This window comes from Pseudomonas sp. TH43 (assembly GCF_016650635.1).
Taxonomy (GTDB): domain Bacteria; phylum Pseudomonadota; class Gammaproteobacteria; order Pseudomonadales; family Pseudomonadaceae; genus Aquipseudomonas.
The window spans coordinates 1,070,603-1,086,143 of record NZ_JAEKFI010000004.1; the positions used below are offsets into that span (position 1 = coordinate 1,070,603).

General features: G+C 60.5%; 12 protein-coding genes. 3 read left to right on the forward strand and 9 right to left on the reverse strand.

All coding sequences use genetic code 11. From position 1 onward, the window contains the following. Positions 1 to 222 precede the first annotated feature (222 nt). From fdhA to JFT81_RS21320, 8 genes are all read right to left on the reverse strand, one after another. Positions 223 to 1,422 carry a formaldehyde dehydrogenase, glutathione-independent gene (fdhA, locus tag JFT81_RS21285; RefSeq protein WP_008086916.1) on the reverse strand — a complete coding sequence of 400 codons (1,200 nt, stop codon included), beginning with the start codon at positions 1,420 to 1,422 and terminating at the stop codon, positions 223 to 225. A 199-nt stretch (positions 1,423 to 1,621) separates the two neighbouring features. Further along, positions 1,622 to 2,479, reverse strand: coding sequence for a formyltetrahydrofolate deformylase (gene purU / locus JFT81_RS21290; RefSeq protein WP_201228875.1), 858 nt, complete (start codon positions 2,477 to 2,479; stop codon positions 1,622 to 1,624). Between the two features lie 205 nt (positions 2,480 to 2,684). Further along, positions 2,685 to 3,317 carry a sarcosine oxidase subunit gamma family protein gene (gene soxG, locus JFT81_RS21295; protein WP_008086919.1) on the reverse strand — a complete coding sequence of 211 codons (633 nt, stop codon included), beginning with the start codon at positions 3,315 to 3,317 and terminating at the stop codon, positions 2,685 to 2,687. A 160-nt stretch (positions 3,318 to 3,477) separates the two neighbouring features. Continuing rightward, complete coding sequence (locus JFT81_RS21300; protein WP_201228877.1) at positions 3,478 to 6,495, reverse strand: sarcosine oxidase subunit alpha; 3,018 nt, start codon at positions 6,493 to 6,495, stop codon at positions 3,478 to 3,480. Then, a complete protein-coding gene (locus JFT81_RS21305) occupies positions 6,492 to 6,821 on the reverse strand; it encodes a sarcosine oxidase subunit delta (protein WP_007913119.1) in 330 nt (109 codons plus the stop codon). The genes JFT81_RS21300 and JFT81_RS21305 overlap by 4 nt, the downstream gene beginning before the upstream one ends. Positions 6,822 to 6,835: 14 nt before the next feature. Beyond that, entirely contained in the window at positions 6,836 to 8,086 is a 1,251-nt protein-coding gene (locus JFT81_RS21310; protein ID WP_003206307.1) for a sarcosine oxidase subunit beta, read from the reverse strand. A 20-nt stretch (positions 8,087 to 8,106) separates the two neighbouring features. Further along, positions 8,107 to 9,360 (reverse strand): serine hydroxymethyltransferase, encoded by a 1,254-nt coding sequence (glyA, locus tag JFT81_RS21315; protein ID WP_201228879.1) that lies wholly within the window; start codon positions 9,358 to 9,360, stop codon positions 8,107 to 8,109. A gap of 261 nt (positions 9,361 to 9,621) precedes the next feature. Further along, positions 9,622 to 10,332: a TraX family protein gene (locus JFT81_RS21320; RefSeq protein ID WP_201228881.1), complete on the reverse strand. Its 711-nt coding sequence runs from the start codon at positions 10,330 to 10,332 to the stop codon at positions 9,622 to 9,624. Between the two features lie 127 nt (positions 10,333 to 10,459). Between JFT81_RS21320 and JFT81_RS21325 the strand changes: the two genes are divergently transcribed. Both JFT81_RS21325 and JFT81_RS21330 read left to right on the forward strand, forming a co-directional pair. Next, positions 10,460 to 11,500 carry a low specificity L-threonine aldolase gene (locus tag JFT81_RS21325; protein WP_201228883.1) on the forward strand — a complete coding sequence of 347 codons (1,041 nt, stop codon included), beginning with the start codon at positions 10,460 to 10,462 and terminating at the stop codon, positions 11,498 to 11,500. Positions 11,501 to 11,810: 310 nt separating this feature from the next. After that, positions 11,811 to 12,635, forward strand: a complete 825-nt coding sequence (locus JFT81_RS21330) for an NAD(P)-dependent oxidoreductase (RefSeq protein ID WP_201228885.1) — start codon at positions 11,811 to 11,813, stop codon at positions 12,633 to 12,635. A gap of 208 nt (positions 12,636 to 12,843) precedes the next feature. Here JFT81_RS21330 and gbcB read toward each other — a convergent pair whose 3' ends face one another. Next, positions 12,844 to 13,944, reverse strand: coding sequence for a glycine-betaine demethylase subunit GbcB (gene gbcB / locus JFT81_RS21335; protein WP_201228887.1), 1,101 nt, complete (start codon positions 13,942 to 13,944; stop codon positions 12,844 to 12,846). Between the two features lie 296 nt (positions 13,945 to 14,240). Here gbcB and gbcA point away from each other — a divergent pair, with 296 nt between their 5' ends. Next, the gene (gene gbcA, locus JFT81_RS21340; protein WP_053124549.1) at positions 14,241 to 15,536 is read left to right on the forward strand and encodes a glycine-betaine demethylase subunit GbcA; all 1,296 of its coding nucleotides are present in this window, start codon (positions 14,241 to 14,243) and stop codon (positions 15,534 to 15,536) included. The last annotated feature ends 5 nt before the right edge of the window (positions 15,537 to 15,541 follow it).

Genomic DNA, 15,541 nt, shown 5'->3' on the forward strand with positions numbered 1-15,541 from the left:
CCGAGGTGTCTGGCACCATTCATCGACCTGCTACACCGAGTCGATTATGGATTCACAGCGGTATTTTCAGGTCGGCGTAAATTGTGAGCATCTCTCGGTCGGCCCCCTCTCCCTCCGGGCGGTCCGACGTTTCGGGAGGGCTGGGGTGAGGGTCGCTTTTGACCTTGCCTTGCAACAAAAAACGGCGACCCTGGGGTCGCCGTTTTGTATTGCGCTTGAACCTTACGCCGCACTGAACAACTTATGCGGATCAATCACAAACTTCTTCGGCACGCCCGCGTCGAATTCGCCATACCCTTCCGGCGCCTGATCGAGGCTGATCACCTGCACGCCGACCACTTCAGCGATGTTGATGCGATCCCACATGATCGCCTGCATCAGTTGGCGGTTGTACTTCATCACCGGGGTTTGCCCTGTGTGGAAGCTGTGCGACTTGGCCCAGCCCAGACCAAAACGAATGCTCAGGCTGCCCATTTTCGCGGCGGCGTCGACGGCACCCGGATCTTCGGTGACGTACAAGCCTGGAATACCGATCTTGCCGGCAACACGCACCACGCCCATCAGCGAGTTGAGCACTGTGGCCGGGGCTTCGGATTTCGCTCCGTCGTGACCATGGCCGCGGGCTTCGAAACCGACACAGTCCACCGCACAATCCACTTCCGGCTCGCCCAGCAGCGCAGCGATTTGTTCGTGCAAAGGTGCATCTTTCGAGAGATCGACGATTTCAAAACCCTGCGCCTTGGCGTGTGCCAGGCGGATGGTGTTGACGTCGCCGATGATCACCACCGCAGCGCCGAGCAAACGCGCAGAAGCCGCAGCGGCCAGTCCGACCGGGCCAGCGCCGGCAATGTAAACAGTGCTGCCCGGACCCACGCCCGCCGTCACGGCGCCGTGATACCCGGTCGGCAGAATGTCCGAGAGGCAAGTCAGGTCGCGGATTTTCTCCATGGCCTTGTCGCGGTCCGGCAGTTTCAGCAGGTTGAAGTCGGCGTACGGCACCAGCACGTATTCCGCCTGGCCGCCGGTCCAGTCGCCCATGTCGACGTAACCGTAAGCGCCACCGGCACGGGCCGGGTTGACGGTCAGGCAGACGCCGGTGTGTTGCTCTTTGCAGGAACGGCAGCGCCCGCAAGCCACGTTGAACGGTACGGAGACCAGGTCGCCGATTTTCAGATTCTCGACGTCGGAGCCTTTTTCGATCACCTCGCCGGTGATCTCGTGACCCAGCACCAGACCGGTCTGCGCCGTGGTGCGGCCGCGCACCATGTGTTGGTCGGAGCCACAAATGTTGGTGGAAACCACTTTGAGAATGACCCCGTGCTCGATCTTGCGACCGCGCGGGTCCTGCATTTTCGGATAGTCGATTTTCTGTACTTCGACCTTGCCAGCGCCGAGATACACCACACCACGATTGCCAGACATGCTTTCACCTCGCTGTTGTTTTTATGGAACCGCGTTGCCCAGGCAGGCAGCGCGTTAAGTGCTCGGGTACAGATGCTGTTTATGTGTTGCTTGTTATGGCCTCATCGCTGGCAAGCCAGCTCCCACAGGATTCAGGTTGGGTTCAAATTTTGTGAACGACACAACCCCCTGTGGGAGCTGGCTTGCCAGCGATGGCGGCCTAAAGAACGACGGTGCGATTGGCGTTTAAAAACACCCTCCGCTCAATGTGATATCCAACCGCCCGGGCCAACGTCAGGCCTTCGATATCGCGCCCCTTGGCAATCAAATCCTCGGGGTAATGACTGTGATCCACCGCCTCGACGCCCTGGGCAATGATCGGCCCTTCATCCAGGTCGTTATTGATGTAATGCGCCGTCGCGCCGACCAGTTTCACGCCTTTGTTATAAGCCTGGTGATACGGCTTGGCGCCTTTGAAACCCGGCAGCAGCGAGTGATGAATGTTGATCGCCTTGCCATCGAGCTTGCGGCACAGCTCCGGCGACAGCACCTGCATGTAGCGGGCAAGGATCACCAGTTCGGCGCCGGACTCTTCGATCACCTGCCAGACCTGACGCTCCTGCGACGGTTTGTCATTGGGGTCGAGGGGGAAGTGGTGGTAAGGAATCTGGTGCCAGTCGGCCAGCGGCTTGAGATCAGGGTGGTTGGAAACCACCGCCGCCACGTCCATCGACAACTGGCCGATGCGTTGGCGGTAGAGCAAATCGTTGAGGCAGTGATCGGCCTTGGAGACCATGATCACCACTTTCGGCCGGTAATTCGGTGCGGTCAGCTCAAAGAGCATGCCGAAGGCCTGGCCGCGTTCGGCGAGGCCTGCGCGGAAGGACTGCTCATCGAAACCGTCGGGCTGGCGGAATTCCACGCGTATGAAGAAGCGGCCGGAAAGGCGATCATCGAAGGAATGGTGCTCGGTGACGTAGCAACCCTGCTCGAACAGAAAACGCGTCACCGCGTCCACGGTGCCGAGAACGCTGGGGCAGTCGGCGGTCAGAATCCATGTGTCTGGGGCGCGGCTCATGGTGCGGTGACTCCTGTTCTTTGTGCGGGGTGTCAGGTTTTTCCCTCACCCTAGCCCTCTCCCAGAGGGAGAGGGGACTGACCGAGGTGTTGTTTCGAGCTACGCCGACCTGAAATATCGCGGGTGAATATAGATCACAAAAACACCCGAGATCGGCTCCCTCTCCCCCCTGGGGAAGAGGGGGAAAGGGGGTGGCTTTTGATCTTCAGGCCTGAACGCTCAACCCGTACTCGGCCGATGCATCCTGCAACCACAACCACCAGTAATCCGAGAAGCTGCGACGGATCAGCAATTCCCAGGTGTCTTCAGCGGTATGCCGAATCATCAGCTGCGACTTGGCGAACACCGTGCCCACGGCCTTACCGACCGGGAAATTATTCGGGTGCACGTCGTAGCTGGTCGATTTCATCAGCACTTGGCGCACGTTCGGCCCGCTCAGTTCGAGCACCTGCTGACCGCCGCTGACGTTGACGATCGCAATGTGCAGATCGCCCAGTGCTTCACGCAGTTTCTGTTCAGCGGCGAACTCTTCACCGCTCGGCACGATCAGCAGCCACTCGTCCGGGCCCATCCATTGCAGGCTCGTTTCGCCTTTGACGATGACGCTCAGGGCGCCGGGCAATTCGATGCCCAGGGCCTTGTGCACACCCGCAGCAAACGCGGCATCGTGGCCATCGCCACGAATGGTCAGATGGCCGAGGAGTTTCTTTTCACGCACGATCACGCCGGCGTTCTTGCGGCCCTTGCCGACCAGGCTGGCGAGGTCGGCATGGTGCAGCGACGACTCGGCCTTGGCCCCGGTGGTCGGGCGTTGTTGGTAAACATTGGCTGTGGTCATAAAGCACCCTTCCTGAATTCTGACTTGAGCCCTGTGCAGGTAGATCTACCGCTATCGCGAGCAGGCTCACTCCTACAAGGGGTACGCGATCACCTGTAGGAGTGAGCCTGCTCGCGATGAAGTCACCGCGGTGCAACTGCCCTCCCCAGGCGCCGAACCATCAAATGTTCTGGCGATCACCCTTCGGATCGAAGAACACCGAAGAAACAATCTCCGCCTCGATCACGCTGCCATCGGCCAGCGGTGCGAACACCCGCTCGCCGAGGCGCTTTAGACCGCCCTTGACCACGCCCATGGCAAACGAATAACCGAGAGAGTTGTGCGCGTAGCTGGAAGTCACGTGGCCAACCATGGTCATCGGGATCGCCTGCTTGGTGTTGAACACCAACTGCGCACCTTCCGGCAGCCACACGTTCGGATCGATCGGCTTCAGGCCCACCAGTTGCTTACGCTGATCCTTCACACAGTCTTCACGGTTCATCCCGCGCTGGCCGATCCACGAGAACGGTTTGGTGCGACCGACACACCAGCCCATGTTCAAGTCGTCCGGGGTCATCGAGCCGTCAGTGTCCTGACCGACAATGATGAAACCCTTCTCGGCGCGCAGTACGTGCATGGTTTCGGTGCCGTAAGGCGTCAGGTTGTACTGCTTGCCGGCCTCGACGATTTTCTCCAGTACGCCCATCGCATAGTCGGCCTGCACGTTGACTTCGTACGACAGCTCACCGGTGAACGAGATGCGGAACACCCGCGCCGGCACGCCGCCGACCAGACCTTCTTTCCAGGTCATGAACGGGAACGCTTCGTTGCTCAGATCGATATCGGTCACGGCGCTGAGCAGCTTGCGGCTGTTCGGCCCGGACAGGGTCATGGTCGCCCAGTGATCCGTGACGGACGTGAAGTACACCTTCATGTCCGGCCATTCGGTCTGGTGGTACAGCTCCAGCCATTGCAGCACGCGAGCCGCGCCGCCCGTGGTGGTGGTCATGACGAAATGGTTGTCGGCCAGACACGCCGTGACACCGTCGTCGAAGACCATGCCGTCTTCTTTGCACATCAGGCCGTAACGGGCCTTGCCCACATCGAGCTTGGTCCAGGCGTTGGTGTACACGCGGTTGAGGAACTCGCGGGCATCCGGGCCCTGGATGTCGATCTTGCCGAGGGTCGAGGCGTCGAGCAGGCCGACGCTGTCGCGCACGGCTTTGCATTCACGCTTAACGGCGGCGTGCAGGTCTTCACCGTTTTTCGGGAAGTACCATGGACGTTTCCACTGACCGACGTCTTCAAACTCGGCACTACTCTTCACATGCCAGGCGTGCAGCGCGGTGTGACGAACCGGTTCGAAGATGTGCCCGCAATGACGGCCGGCCACGGCGCCGAAAGTCACCGGCGTGTAGTTCGGACGGAACATCGTGGTGCCCATCTGCGGGATGGTCACATTCAGCGAACGGGCGGCGATGGCCAGACCGTTGACGTTACCGAGCTTGCCCTGATCGGTGCCGAAGCCCAGCGCGGTGTAGCGTTTGACGTGCTCGACCGACTCGAAACCTTCGCGGGTTGCCAGTTCAATCGCAGCAGCGGTGACGTCGTTCTGCAGGTCGACGAATTGCTTCGGCGCTCGTGCGGTGTTCTTTTCATGCGGCACCTGGAACAGCGCCAGCGTCGGTTCTTCGTGACGGCTCAAGGCTTTTGGCAGAGTGCCTTCGACCGCAGCGAAACCAGCTTCGCTGGCAGCGCGCACGCCACCTTCAAAACCATCAGCCAGCGAATCGCCGAGACCGTAAACGCCGTTGATGCCACCGACGCACACGCGTTTCTGCGGGGCTTCGCCCGGGATGAAACCGAGGATGTCTTCACGCCAGGTCGGCTTGCCGCCCAAGTGCGAAGCCAAGTGAACCACCGGGCTGTAACCGCCGGAAGTCGCGACCACGTCGCAGTCGAGCCATTCGCCCGGGCTGGTCACGGCGTGTGCTTTCACATCAATCGCGGCAACGCGAGCAGCGCTGACACGCTTGCTGCCTCGGGCCTCGATCACAGCACTGCCGGTGAGGATGCGGATGCCTTTGGCGCGCGCTTCTTCGACCAGCGCACCACGCGGATTGCTGCGGGCGTCGGCGATAGCCACCACTTGCAGACTGGCGTCGAGCCAATCCAATGCAACGCGGTAGGCGTGATCGTTGTTGGTCGACAGCACCAGTTTCTTACCTGGAGCCACACCGTAACGGCGCACGTAAGTCGACACCGCACCAGCAAGCATGTTGCCCGGCACATCGTTGTTGCCGTAAACCAGCGGACGCTCGCAAGCGCCGGTCGCCAGCACCACACGCTTGGCACGAACCCGGTGGATGCGCTGACGCACCTGACCGATAGGCGCACGGTCACCGAGGTGATCGGTGAGGCGCTCGTGAATGGTCAGGAAGTTATGGTCGTGGTAACCGTTGACAGTGGCACGTGGCAACAGCAGCACGTCCGGGGTGTTCTTCAGTTCAGTGATCACACTGGCGACCCAGTCCATCGCCGGTTTGCCGTCGAGGCTTTCGCGCGAGTCGAGCAGGCTGCCGCCGAACTCTTCCTGCTCATCGGCGAGGATGACGCGAGCACCGCTGCGCGCAGCGGCCAGTGCAGCAGCAAGCCCCGCAGGACCGGCGCCGACGATCAGCACGTCGCAGTGCTGGTTCATGTAGTCGTAGGTGTCCGGATCGTTCTCGGTCGGCGAACGACCAAGACCGGCAGCCTTGCGAATGTACTTCTCGTACGTCATCCAGAACGATTGCGGGTACATGAAGGTTTTGTAGTAGAAACCCGGTGGCATCAGCTTGCCGCCGACCTTGCCGAGAATCCCCATCATGTCGTTGTTGACGCTCGGCCAGCCATTGGTGCTGGTCGCGACCAAACCTTGATACAGCGCCTGTTGCGTGGCGCGCACGTTGGGGATTTGCGTGGCTTCGGTGGCGCCGATCTGCAGCACCGCGTTCGGCTCTTCGGCACCGGCAGCGAAGATGCCGCGAGGGCGCGAATACTTGAAGCTGCGGCCAATGATATCGACGCCGTTGGCGATCAGCGCGGCGGCCAGCGAGTCGCCCTCGAAGCCTTTATAGGTCTGACCGTTGAAGGTGAAGCTCAGCACTTTGTTGCGGTCGATCCGTCCACCGTTGGACAGGCGATTGGTCTGGCTCATACCTTCTCTCCCAGCGCCGTCGTGGCTGTTTTCGCCGAATCAGCCTTGTCGGTGAATTGCGGCTTGGTGCCGATCTTGTAGGTTTCGAGAATCTCGTAGGTCACGGTGTCGCGGGTGACGTTGAAGTACTGGCGGCAACCGGCGACGTGATCCCACAGTTCGTGGTGCAGACCGCGCGGGTTATCGCGGAAGAACATGTAGTCGCCCCACTCTTCATCAGTGCAGGCGCCGGGATCCAGTGGACGCGGGATGTGCGCCTGACCGGATGCGTGAAATTCCTCTTCGGAGCGCAGTTCGCCGCAGTGAGGACAGAAGATATGCAACATGGGGATTTCTCCTGTTAGTGGGCGACGGCAGCAGCGCCGTGTTCGTCGATGAGTGCGCCGTTGTGGAAACGGTCGATGGAAAAAGGTGCGGCCAACGGGTGCATTTCACCCTTGGCCAGACTCGCGGCAAACACGTTGCCCGAGCCAGGTGTGGCCTTGAAGCCGCCGGTGCCCCAACCGCAGTTGAAGAACATGTTCGGTACCGGGGTTTTCGAAATGATCGGGCAGGCGTCCGGCGTGGTGTCGACGATGCCGCCCCACTGACGGTTCATGCGCACGCGGGACAACACCGGGAACATTTCGACGATGGCCTGAATGGTGTGTTCGATCACCGGGTACGAACCACGCTGGCCGTAGCCGTTGTAGCCGTCGATACCGGCGCCGATCACCAGGTCGCCCTTGTCGGACTGGCTGATGTAACCGTGGACGGCGTTGGACATGATCACGCTGTCGATAATCGGTTTGATCGGCTCGGACACCAGCGCTTGCAGCGGGTGCGATTCGATCGGCAGGCGGAAACCGGCGAGTTTGGCCATGTGCCCGGAGTTACCGGCAGTGACCACACCGACGCGCTTGGCGCCGATGAAACCCTTGTTGGTTTCAACGCCGATGCACACGCCGTTTTCCTTGCGGAAACCGATCACTTCGGTCTGCTGAATCAAGTCCACGCCCAAGGCGTCGGCGGCACGGGCAAAGCCCCAGGCCACGGCATCGTGACGGGCGACGCCGCCGCGACGCTGAACGGTTGCGCCCATCACTGGATAACGGGTGTTTTTCGAGCAGTCGAGGTACGGAATTTCGTCAGCGACTTGCTTGGCGTTAAGCAGTTCGCCATCGACGCCGTTGAGGCGGTTGGCACTGACCCGACGCTCGGAATCACGGATGTCCTGCAGGGTGTGGCACAAGTTGTAGACGCCACGCTGGGAGAACATCACGTTGTAGTTCAGATCCTGCGACAGGCCTTCCCACAATTTCATCGCGTGTTCGTAGAGGTGCGCCGACTCGTCCCACAGGTAGTTGGAGCGCACGATGGTGGTGTTGCGCGCGGTGTTACCGCCGCCCAGCCAGCCCTTCTCGACCACGGCGACGTTGGTGATGCCGTGTTCTTTCGCCAGATAGTAAGCCGTCGCCAGACCGTGCCCGCCGCCGCCGACGATGACCACGTCGTAGACTTTCTTTGGCGTCGGCGTGCGCCACATGCGCTGCCAGTTTTCATGGTGGCTGAGGGAGTGTTTGAAGAGGCCGAAGCCTGAATAGCGTTGCATAGTCGTTACTCCAAAACCGCTCAGCGATAAACCGGGAAGTCTGCGCACAGGGCCGAAACCTGCTGGGCGACATTGGCCTCGACATCGGCGTCGCCGAGGTTGTCGAGGATGTCGCAGATCCAGCCGGCCAGCTCCACACATTGGCTCACTTTGAAACCGCGGGTGGTGACCGCCGGGGTGCCGATGCGCAGGCCCGAGGTCACGAATGGCGACTGCGGGTCGTTCGGCACGGCGTTCTTGTTGACGGTGATGTGCGCACGGCCGAGGGCAGCGTCGGCATCTTTGCCGGTCAGGCCCTGACGGATCAGGCTGACCAGGAACAGGTGGTTGTCAGTGCCGCCGGACACTACATCGTAGCCACGTTTGATAAACACGCTGGCCATCGCCTGAGCGTTGTCGATCACTTGTTGCTGATAAGCCTTGAAGCCTGGCTCCAACGCTTCCTTGAAGCACACGGCTTTACCGGCGATGACATGCATCAGCGGGCCGCCCTGGGCACCGGGGAATACCGCCGCGTTGAGCTTCTTCTCGATCTCTTCGTTGGACTTGGCCAGGATCAAGCCGCCACGCGGGCCGCGCAGGGTTTTGTGCGTGGTGGTGGTGACCACGTCGGCGTACGGCAGCGGGTTCGGGTAGAGGCCCGCGGCAACCAGACCGGCGACGTGGGCCATGTCGACGAACAGCAGCGCGCCGACTTTGTCAGCGATCTGACGGAAACGCGGGAAGTCCAAAGTCTTCGAGTAAGCGGAGAAACCGGCGACGATCATTTTCGGCTTGGATTCGACGGCGAGACGCTCGACTTCGTCGTAATCGATCAGCCCGGTGTCGGTGTTGATGCCGTACTGCACGGCGTTGTAGAGCTTGCCCGAGGACGACACTTTGGCGCCGTGGGTCAGGTGACCGCCGTGGGCCAGGCTCATGCCGAGAATGGTGTCACCCGGCTGGATCAGCGCCAGGTAAACAGCACTGTTGGCCGAGGAGCCGGAGTGCGGCTGGACGTTGGCGTAATCGGCGCCGAACAGTTGCTTGGCGCGTTCGATGGCCAGCGCTTCGACTTTATCGACGTGCTCGCAGCCACCGTAGTAGCGCTTGCCCGGATAGCCTTCGGCGTATTTGTTGGTCAGGCCGCTGCCTTGCGCTTCCATCACGCGTTTGCTGGTGTAGTTCTCCGACGCGATCAGCTCGATGTGATCTTCCTGACGTTGCTCCTCGGCATTCATCGCCGCCAGCAGTGCATCGTCGTAACCCTGGATCTGGTCTTGCTTGCTGAACATCGCGTCTCTCCCAGCGGCATCTGTGCGCCATTCGTCTCGGTCAGGCACCTGCGTGCCCTTTGATGCGATGGTATGACCGGCGCAGACAGCTCAAATGCCTACGGACGCCACGCAAAGGTGCGTTTACGACATGGCCGGAAATGCCCGGTTGAATCTGCACAGATCCCCTGTAGGAGTGAGCCTGCTCGCGATGGCGGTGAGTCAGCTGGGCAAATGTTGGCTGATACACCGCGATCGCGAGCAGGCTCACTCCTACAGGGGTTATGCGATCGATTGGCGGATTGCGAGCAACAGGAGGAAATGCGCGGGGTAGAGGGCGTACGCCCAGCGCCTCATCGGCGGCGGCTGGAGATGTCGCGCATGTCGCAACAGGAACATTCCGAGCATTGGCGCAAACAGACAAGCGGCAATCCCGAGGATGGCGACGCTGTTACCGAATCTGGCCGAGTCGTACAGCACTTGCCATTGATTCGCTGCAAGACATATCAACCCTGGAAGCAGGCTGAAATACCACGGACGGCGAAACACCAACAACATCGCCAGCGGCAGCAGAACGCCGAAGAATCCGAACATCAGTCGTTCCGGGAACACAGCCGCCAGCACCAGCGCGGCGGCCCCCAGCAATCGCGACATCATTGATTGATCCTGCCACCCCCGCGTCACCAGCAACCCGAGCGCCAACGTCGGCATCACATTCAAGGTATCGGGATCAGGGATGTACAAGCGGTAAGGAATTTCACTCACGGCGCTGAACACCAACAGCCAGCCCAGATAACGCCATTCGGTTTTCCGCGCCCCGGCCCGGGAAAGATTCGCCGCCATCGCCAGACAAAACCACGGAAACGCCAACCGCCCCGGCACATACAGCCAATCGGCGGAGAACCCGACATATCGCAGGTGATCGAGCAGCATGCTCAGCAGCGCCAGCCACTTGAGCAGATCCAGCGCGCCGTCGCGTTTTCTCAGGTGCATAATCGGCTGGCGTCCATGTAATGTTCTGACAGCGACATCCCGTGTGCTCCCCGGAAGATCTTCGGTAAAGTGCGCACCAACATTGACCAACGAGGCGCCACAAGCGTTTCGATCACGGAAGCCGGCCATGACCGACAAGAGCCAACAATTCGCCAGCGACAACTATTCCGGTATCTGCCCTGAAGCCTGGGCTGCCATGGAACAGGCCAACCACGGCCACCAACGCGCTTATGGCGACGATGAATGGACCGCGCGCGCGTCCGATCATTTCCGCAAATTGTTTGAAACCGACTGCGAAGTGTTCTTCGCCTTCAACGGTACCGCCGCCAACTCGCTGGCCCTGTCATCGCTGTGCCAGAGTTACCACAGCGTGATCTGCTCGGAAACCGCCCACGTCGAAACCGACGAATGCGGCGCTCCCGAATTCTTCTCCAACGGCTCGAAACTGCTGATCGCCCGCACAGAAAACGGCAAGATCACCCCGGAATCGATCCGTGAAGTCGCCCTCAAGCGTCAGGACATTCACTACCCGAAACCGCGCGTGGTGACCCTCACCCAAGCCACCGAAGTCGGCAGCGTCTACACCCCGGAAGAAGTCCGCGCCATCAGCGCCACTTGCAAGGAACTGGGGCTGCACTTGCACATGGACGGCGCACGCTTCTCCAACGCCTGCGCCTTCCTCGGCTGCTCGCCAGCCGACCTGACCTGGAAGGCCGGCGTTGATGTGCTGTGCTTCGGCGGCACGAAAAACGGTATGGCCGTGGGTGAAGCGATTCTGTTCTTCAACCACAAACTGGCCGAAGACTTCGATTACCGCTGCAAACAGGCCGGGCAACTGGCGTCGAAAATGCGCTTCCTGTCGGCACCGTGGGTCGGCATCCTCGAAACCGACGCTTGGCTGAAATACGCCCGCCACGCCAACCACTGCGCGCAGTTGCTCGCCGAACTGGTCAGCGACATTCCGGGTGTTGAACTGATGTTCCCGGTGCAGGCCAACGGCGTGTTCCTGCAACTGTCGGAACCGGCGATTGCTGCGCTAACCGCAAAGAACTGGCGCTTCTACACCTTCATCGGTAAGGGCGGCGCACGCTTCATGTGCTCGTGGGACACCGAAGAAGAACGCGTCCGCGAACTGGCCCGCGACATCCGCGAAGTCATGTCTGCCTGACTCTCACAGCCAATGTACTCCCTGATTTGGGGATCCCCTTCAATGAGGTGATCCCCAAATCAGGTGATCCCTGTTATCAGATGGTCCCTGTGGCGAGGGGATTTATCCCCGTTGGGCAGCGCAGCAGCCCCAGAACCTGCCATTGAGTTTCTGTCTGACAGAAACTGGATTCAGACTTTGGGCCTGCTGCGCAGGCCATCGGGGATAAATCCCCTCGCCACAACGTTACACCCCACCTACCGCGTTTGCCTCTTGGTCTACATTGTCTGTCGAGCCTTCCGCTCACATAACAATAAGCAGGAGCATTGGCATGTCGCTAAAAGGCAAAACCCTGTTCATCACCGGCGCCAGCCGTGGCATTGGCCGTGAGATTGCGCTGCGGGCCGCCAGGGACGGGGCCAATATCGTCATTGCCGCAAAGAGTGCCGAACCGCACGCCAAACTGCCCGGCACCATCCACAGCGTCGCCGCCGAAGTCGAAGCGGCGGGCGGCAAAGCTTTGGCGTTGCAGGTGGATGTGCGCGATGAAGACGCCGTGCGCCAGGCTCTGGCTCAGGCCAACGAACATTTCGGCGCCATCGACGCGCTGATCAACAACGCCGGGGCGATCAAGCTCACCGGTGTGCAACACATCGAACTCAAGCGTTTCGACCTGATGCACCAGATCAATACCCGCGCGGTGCTGCTGTGCAGTCAGGCCGCCCTGCCCTATCTGAAGAAATCCGCCGGGCACATTCTCAACCTGTCGCCGCCGTTGAATCTGGCGAGTAAATGGTTCGCTCAGTACAGCCCTTACACCGTGACCAAATACGGCATGAGCATGCTGACGCTGGGGATGAGTGAGGAGTTCGCCAACTACGGCATCAGCGTCAATTCGCTGTGGCCAAAGACGATGATTGCCACGGCGGCGATCGAGTTTCAGTTGGGTAATCGGGATTCGTTCAAGCACGCGCGTACGCCGGCAATCATGGCGGATGCGGCGCATGTGATTCTGGATAGCAGCGGGCGGCAGATTACCGGGCGGTTGTTGATTGATGAGGAAATTTTGCGGGAGAGCGGTGTGACGGAGTTCGGTCAATATCGCTTTGATCGAGAAAGCGACGCGGCACTAATGCCGGATTTGTTCGTTGACTGAAAAGCCCCTCACCCTAACCCTCTCCCAGAGGGAGAGGGGACTGATTTGGGGATGCTTAATGAATACGCCGACCTGAAACTGCTTTGCCGAATCCATAATCGATAAGGTCTTCCAGGTCGACGTAGAGCGCCAGACACCTCGGTCGGCCCCCTCTCCCTCGGGAGAGGGCTGGGGTGAGGGGAAAGCCGAACGCAAAAATTCGCCCCACTCAGAAATCGATGCGCACATCCCCTTTAGGCACGCTGCAGCACGAAAGAATAAACCCCTCGGCCTCGTCGTCCTCGGTAATCCCGCCGTTGTGCTCCATCTCCACCTCGCCGCCCAGCTTCAGCACCTTGCACGTCCCGCAAATCCCCATGCCGCAGGCTTTCGGAATCATCAGGCCAAGCTTGGCCGCCGCTGCGTGCACGGTCTCGCCCGGCGCCACACGAATGCTCTTGCCGGACGACGTGAATTCCACCTGATGCAGATCCGCCGCCGGTACTTCCGGTGCATCCGCTGCCTGTTCGGCCTGCTCTACTGCATCGGCCCGCGCTTCTGGCGGCGTGGCGCCGAAGGATTCCTCGTGGTAACGCGACATGTCGTAACCGGCCACTTCCAGCAGGCGCTTGACCGCGTTCATGTACGGCGTCGGGCCGCAGCAGAACACTTCACGCTCAAGGAAGTCGGGCACCATCAGTTCGAGCATTTTGTGATTCAGATAGCCGCGATACCCGGCCCACGGCTCACCCAAGCCGTGCTTCTCGCAGATCAGGTGCAGGCTGAAGTTATCGATCCGCGACGCCATGTGCTCCAGTTCGCGGTGGTAAATGATGTCTTTCGGCGAGCGCGCGCTGTGGATAAACGTCATGTCGACGTTGGCGTTGGTGTCGTAGAACCAGCGCGCCATCGACATGCACGGCGTGATCCCGACACCGCCGCTGAGGTACAGCACTTTCGGGCTCGGAAAGTCGATGGCGTTGAACAGCCCGACCGGTCCGTGCACCGCCAGCTCCTGGCCTTCATGCAGGGTGTCGTGCAGCCAATTGGAAACCCTACCGCCCGGCACGCGCTTGATCGTTACCGAAAAGCTGTACGGCACCGACGGCGAACTGGAGATCGTGTACGAACGCATGATCGGCTGGCCTTCGATTTCCAGCTCCAGGGTCACGAACTGCCCGGGCTTGAAGAAGAACAGGATCGGCTGGTCGGCCATGAAGCAGAAGGTGCGCACGTCCCAGGTTTCCTGGATGACTTTGACGCAACGGACGATGTGTCGGCCATTGGCCCAGGTCTGGGTGGTGACCGGATTCAGGAAGCTGTTGGACATGCTGTTCTCCACGGCCGACTGTCGGCCTCATGTCGGCGATTCTGCGTATAGCGCAGACCGCCCGTTTACCTATCCGCGACATTGACATACTTATCGCGACCAGCCCCCAACCACCGGGGGTTGCGCGTCGGGAACAGATTGCACCATGTCGCCCATGGATAAGGTTCCCGCCTGCGCCGGCCCCACACTCGGCCCAACACCAAGACAGATTCTTTACACCTTGCGTAGCAACCGTTTGCAGCACACCTGATTAGCCACTTTCGCCGGCCACGCAGATGGCCATGAGGATCACATCGATGGACGTCACCGCAAAAATCAGCCTGGGCGATCCGCTGGAACCCGCACGCAAGGCCACCGCACAAATGCTCCAGGAGCGCGAGCGTACGTTTTCGCTGCCACAGCCGTTCTACAGCGACGAGCGGCTGTTCGATATCGACATGCAGGAGATCTTTCAGAAAGAGTGGTTGATCGCCGGCATGACCTGCGAGATCCCGGCCAAGGGCAACTACCTGACCCTGCAAATCGGCAAGAACCCGATCATCGTCATCCGTGGCGCCGAGGGCGTGGTGCATGCGTTCCACAACGTCTGCCGCCACCGTGGCTCGCGCCTGTGCACCAGTGAAAAAGGCAAAGTGGCCAAACTGGTCTGCCACTACCACCAGTGGACCTACGAGCTGGACGGTCGCCTGCTGTTCGCCGGCACCGAAATGGGTGCCGACTTCGACATGAAGCAGTACGGCCTGAAACCGGTGAACGTGAAAACGGCCGGCGGCTACATCTTCATCAGCCTGGCCGAGAATCCGCCGGCCATCGATGACTTCCTGTCGACGCTGAACCACTACATGGAACCGTACGACATGGAGAACACCAAGGTGGCGATCACCACCACCTTGATGGAGAAGGCCAATTGGAAACTGGTGCTGGAAAACAACCGCGAGTGCTACCACTGCAACGCGTCGCACCCGGAACTGCTGAAAACCTTGCTGGAATGGGACGACGTCACCGACCCGCGCGCCGATCAGGCTTTCAAGGATCACGTCGCCGCGTCCGCCGCTGCCTGGGAAGCCGAGAAGATTCCTTACGCCCACGCCAGTTTCGGCCTGCGTAACCGCATCGTGCGCATGCCGCTGCTCAAGGGCACCGTGTCGATGACCCTCGACGGCAAACAGGGCTGCGCGAAACTGATGGGCCGGATCAAGAACCCGGACCTCGGTTCGATGCGCATCCTGCACCTGCCGCACTCGTGGAACCACTGCATGGGCGATCACATCATCGTCTTCACCGTGTGGCCGATCAGCGCGCAGGAAACCATGGTCACCACCAAGTGGATCGTGCACAAGGATGCGGTGGAAGGTGTGGATTACGACGTCGATCGCATGCGCCAGGTGTGGGACGCGACCAACGATCAGGACCGGCGTCTGGCCGAAGAAAACCAGCGCGGGATCAACTCCACGGCCTATCAGCCTGGGCCTTACTCGAAGACCTATGAGTTTGGTGTGGTCAACTTTGTCGACTGGTACAGCGAGCGCTTGTTGAACAACCTCGGCGCCGAACCTGCGCCGTACCTCAAAGGCGTCCCCGTCCAGGGCTAAAAGCA

Coding starts and splice junctions, on each gene's coding strand:
- fdhA (WP_008086916.1), bottom strand. CDS start 1,422: ATGTCTGGCAATCGTGGTGTGGTGTATCTCGGCGCTGGCAAGGTCGAA.
- purU (WP_201228875.1), bottom strand. CDS start 2,479: ATGAGCCGCGCCCCAGACACATGGATTCTGACCGCCGACTGCCCCAGC.
- soxG (WP_008086919.1), bottom strand. CDS start 3,317: ATGACCACAGCCAATGTTTACCAACAACGCCCGACCACCGGGGCCAAG.
- JFT81_RS21300 (WP_201228877.1), bottom strand. CDS start 6,495: ATGAGCCAGACCAATCGCCTGTCCAACGGTGGACGGATCGACCGCAAC.
- JFT81_RS21305 (WP_007913119.1), bottom strand. CDS start 6,821: ATGTTGCATATCTTCTGTCCTCACTGCGGCGAACTGCGCTCCGAAGAG.
- JFT81_RS21310 (WP_003206307.1), bottom strand. CDS start 8,086: ATGCAACGCTATTCAGGCTTCGGCCTCTTCAAACACTCCCTCAGCCAC.
- glyA (WP_201228879.1), bottom strand. CDS start 9,360: ATGTTCAGCAAGCAAGACCAGATCCAGGGTTACGACGATGCACTGCTG.
- JFT81_RS21320 (WP_201228881.1), bottom strand. CDS start 10,332: ATGCACCTGAGAAAACGCGACGGCGCGCTGGATCTGCTCAAGTGGCTG.
- JFT81_RS21325 (WP_201228883.1), top strand. CDS start 10,460: ATGACCGACAAGAGCCAACAATTCGCCAGCGACAACTATTCCGGTATC.
- JFT81_RS21330 (WP_201228885.1), top strand. CDS start 11,811: ATGTCGCTAAAAGGCAAAACCCTGTTCATCACCGGCGCCAGCCGTGGC.
- gbcB (WP_201228887.1), bottom strand. CDS start 13,944: ATGTCCAACAGCTTCCTGAATCCGGTCACCACCCAGACCTGGGCCAAT.
- gbcA (WP_053124549.1), top strand. CDS start 14,241: ATGGACGTCACCGCAAAAATCAGCCTGGGCGATCCGCTGGAACCCGCA.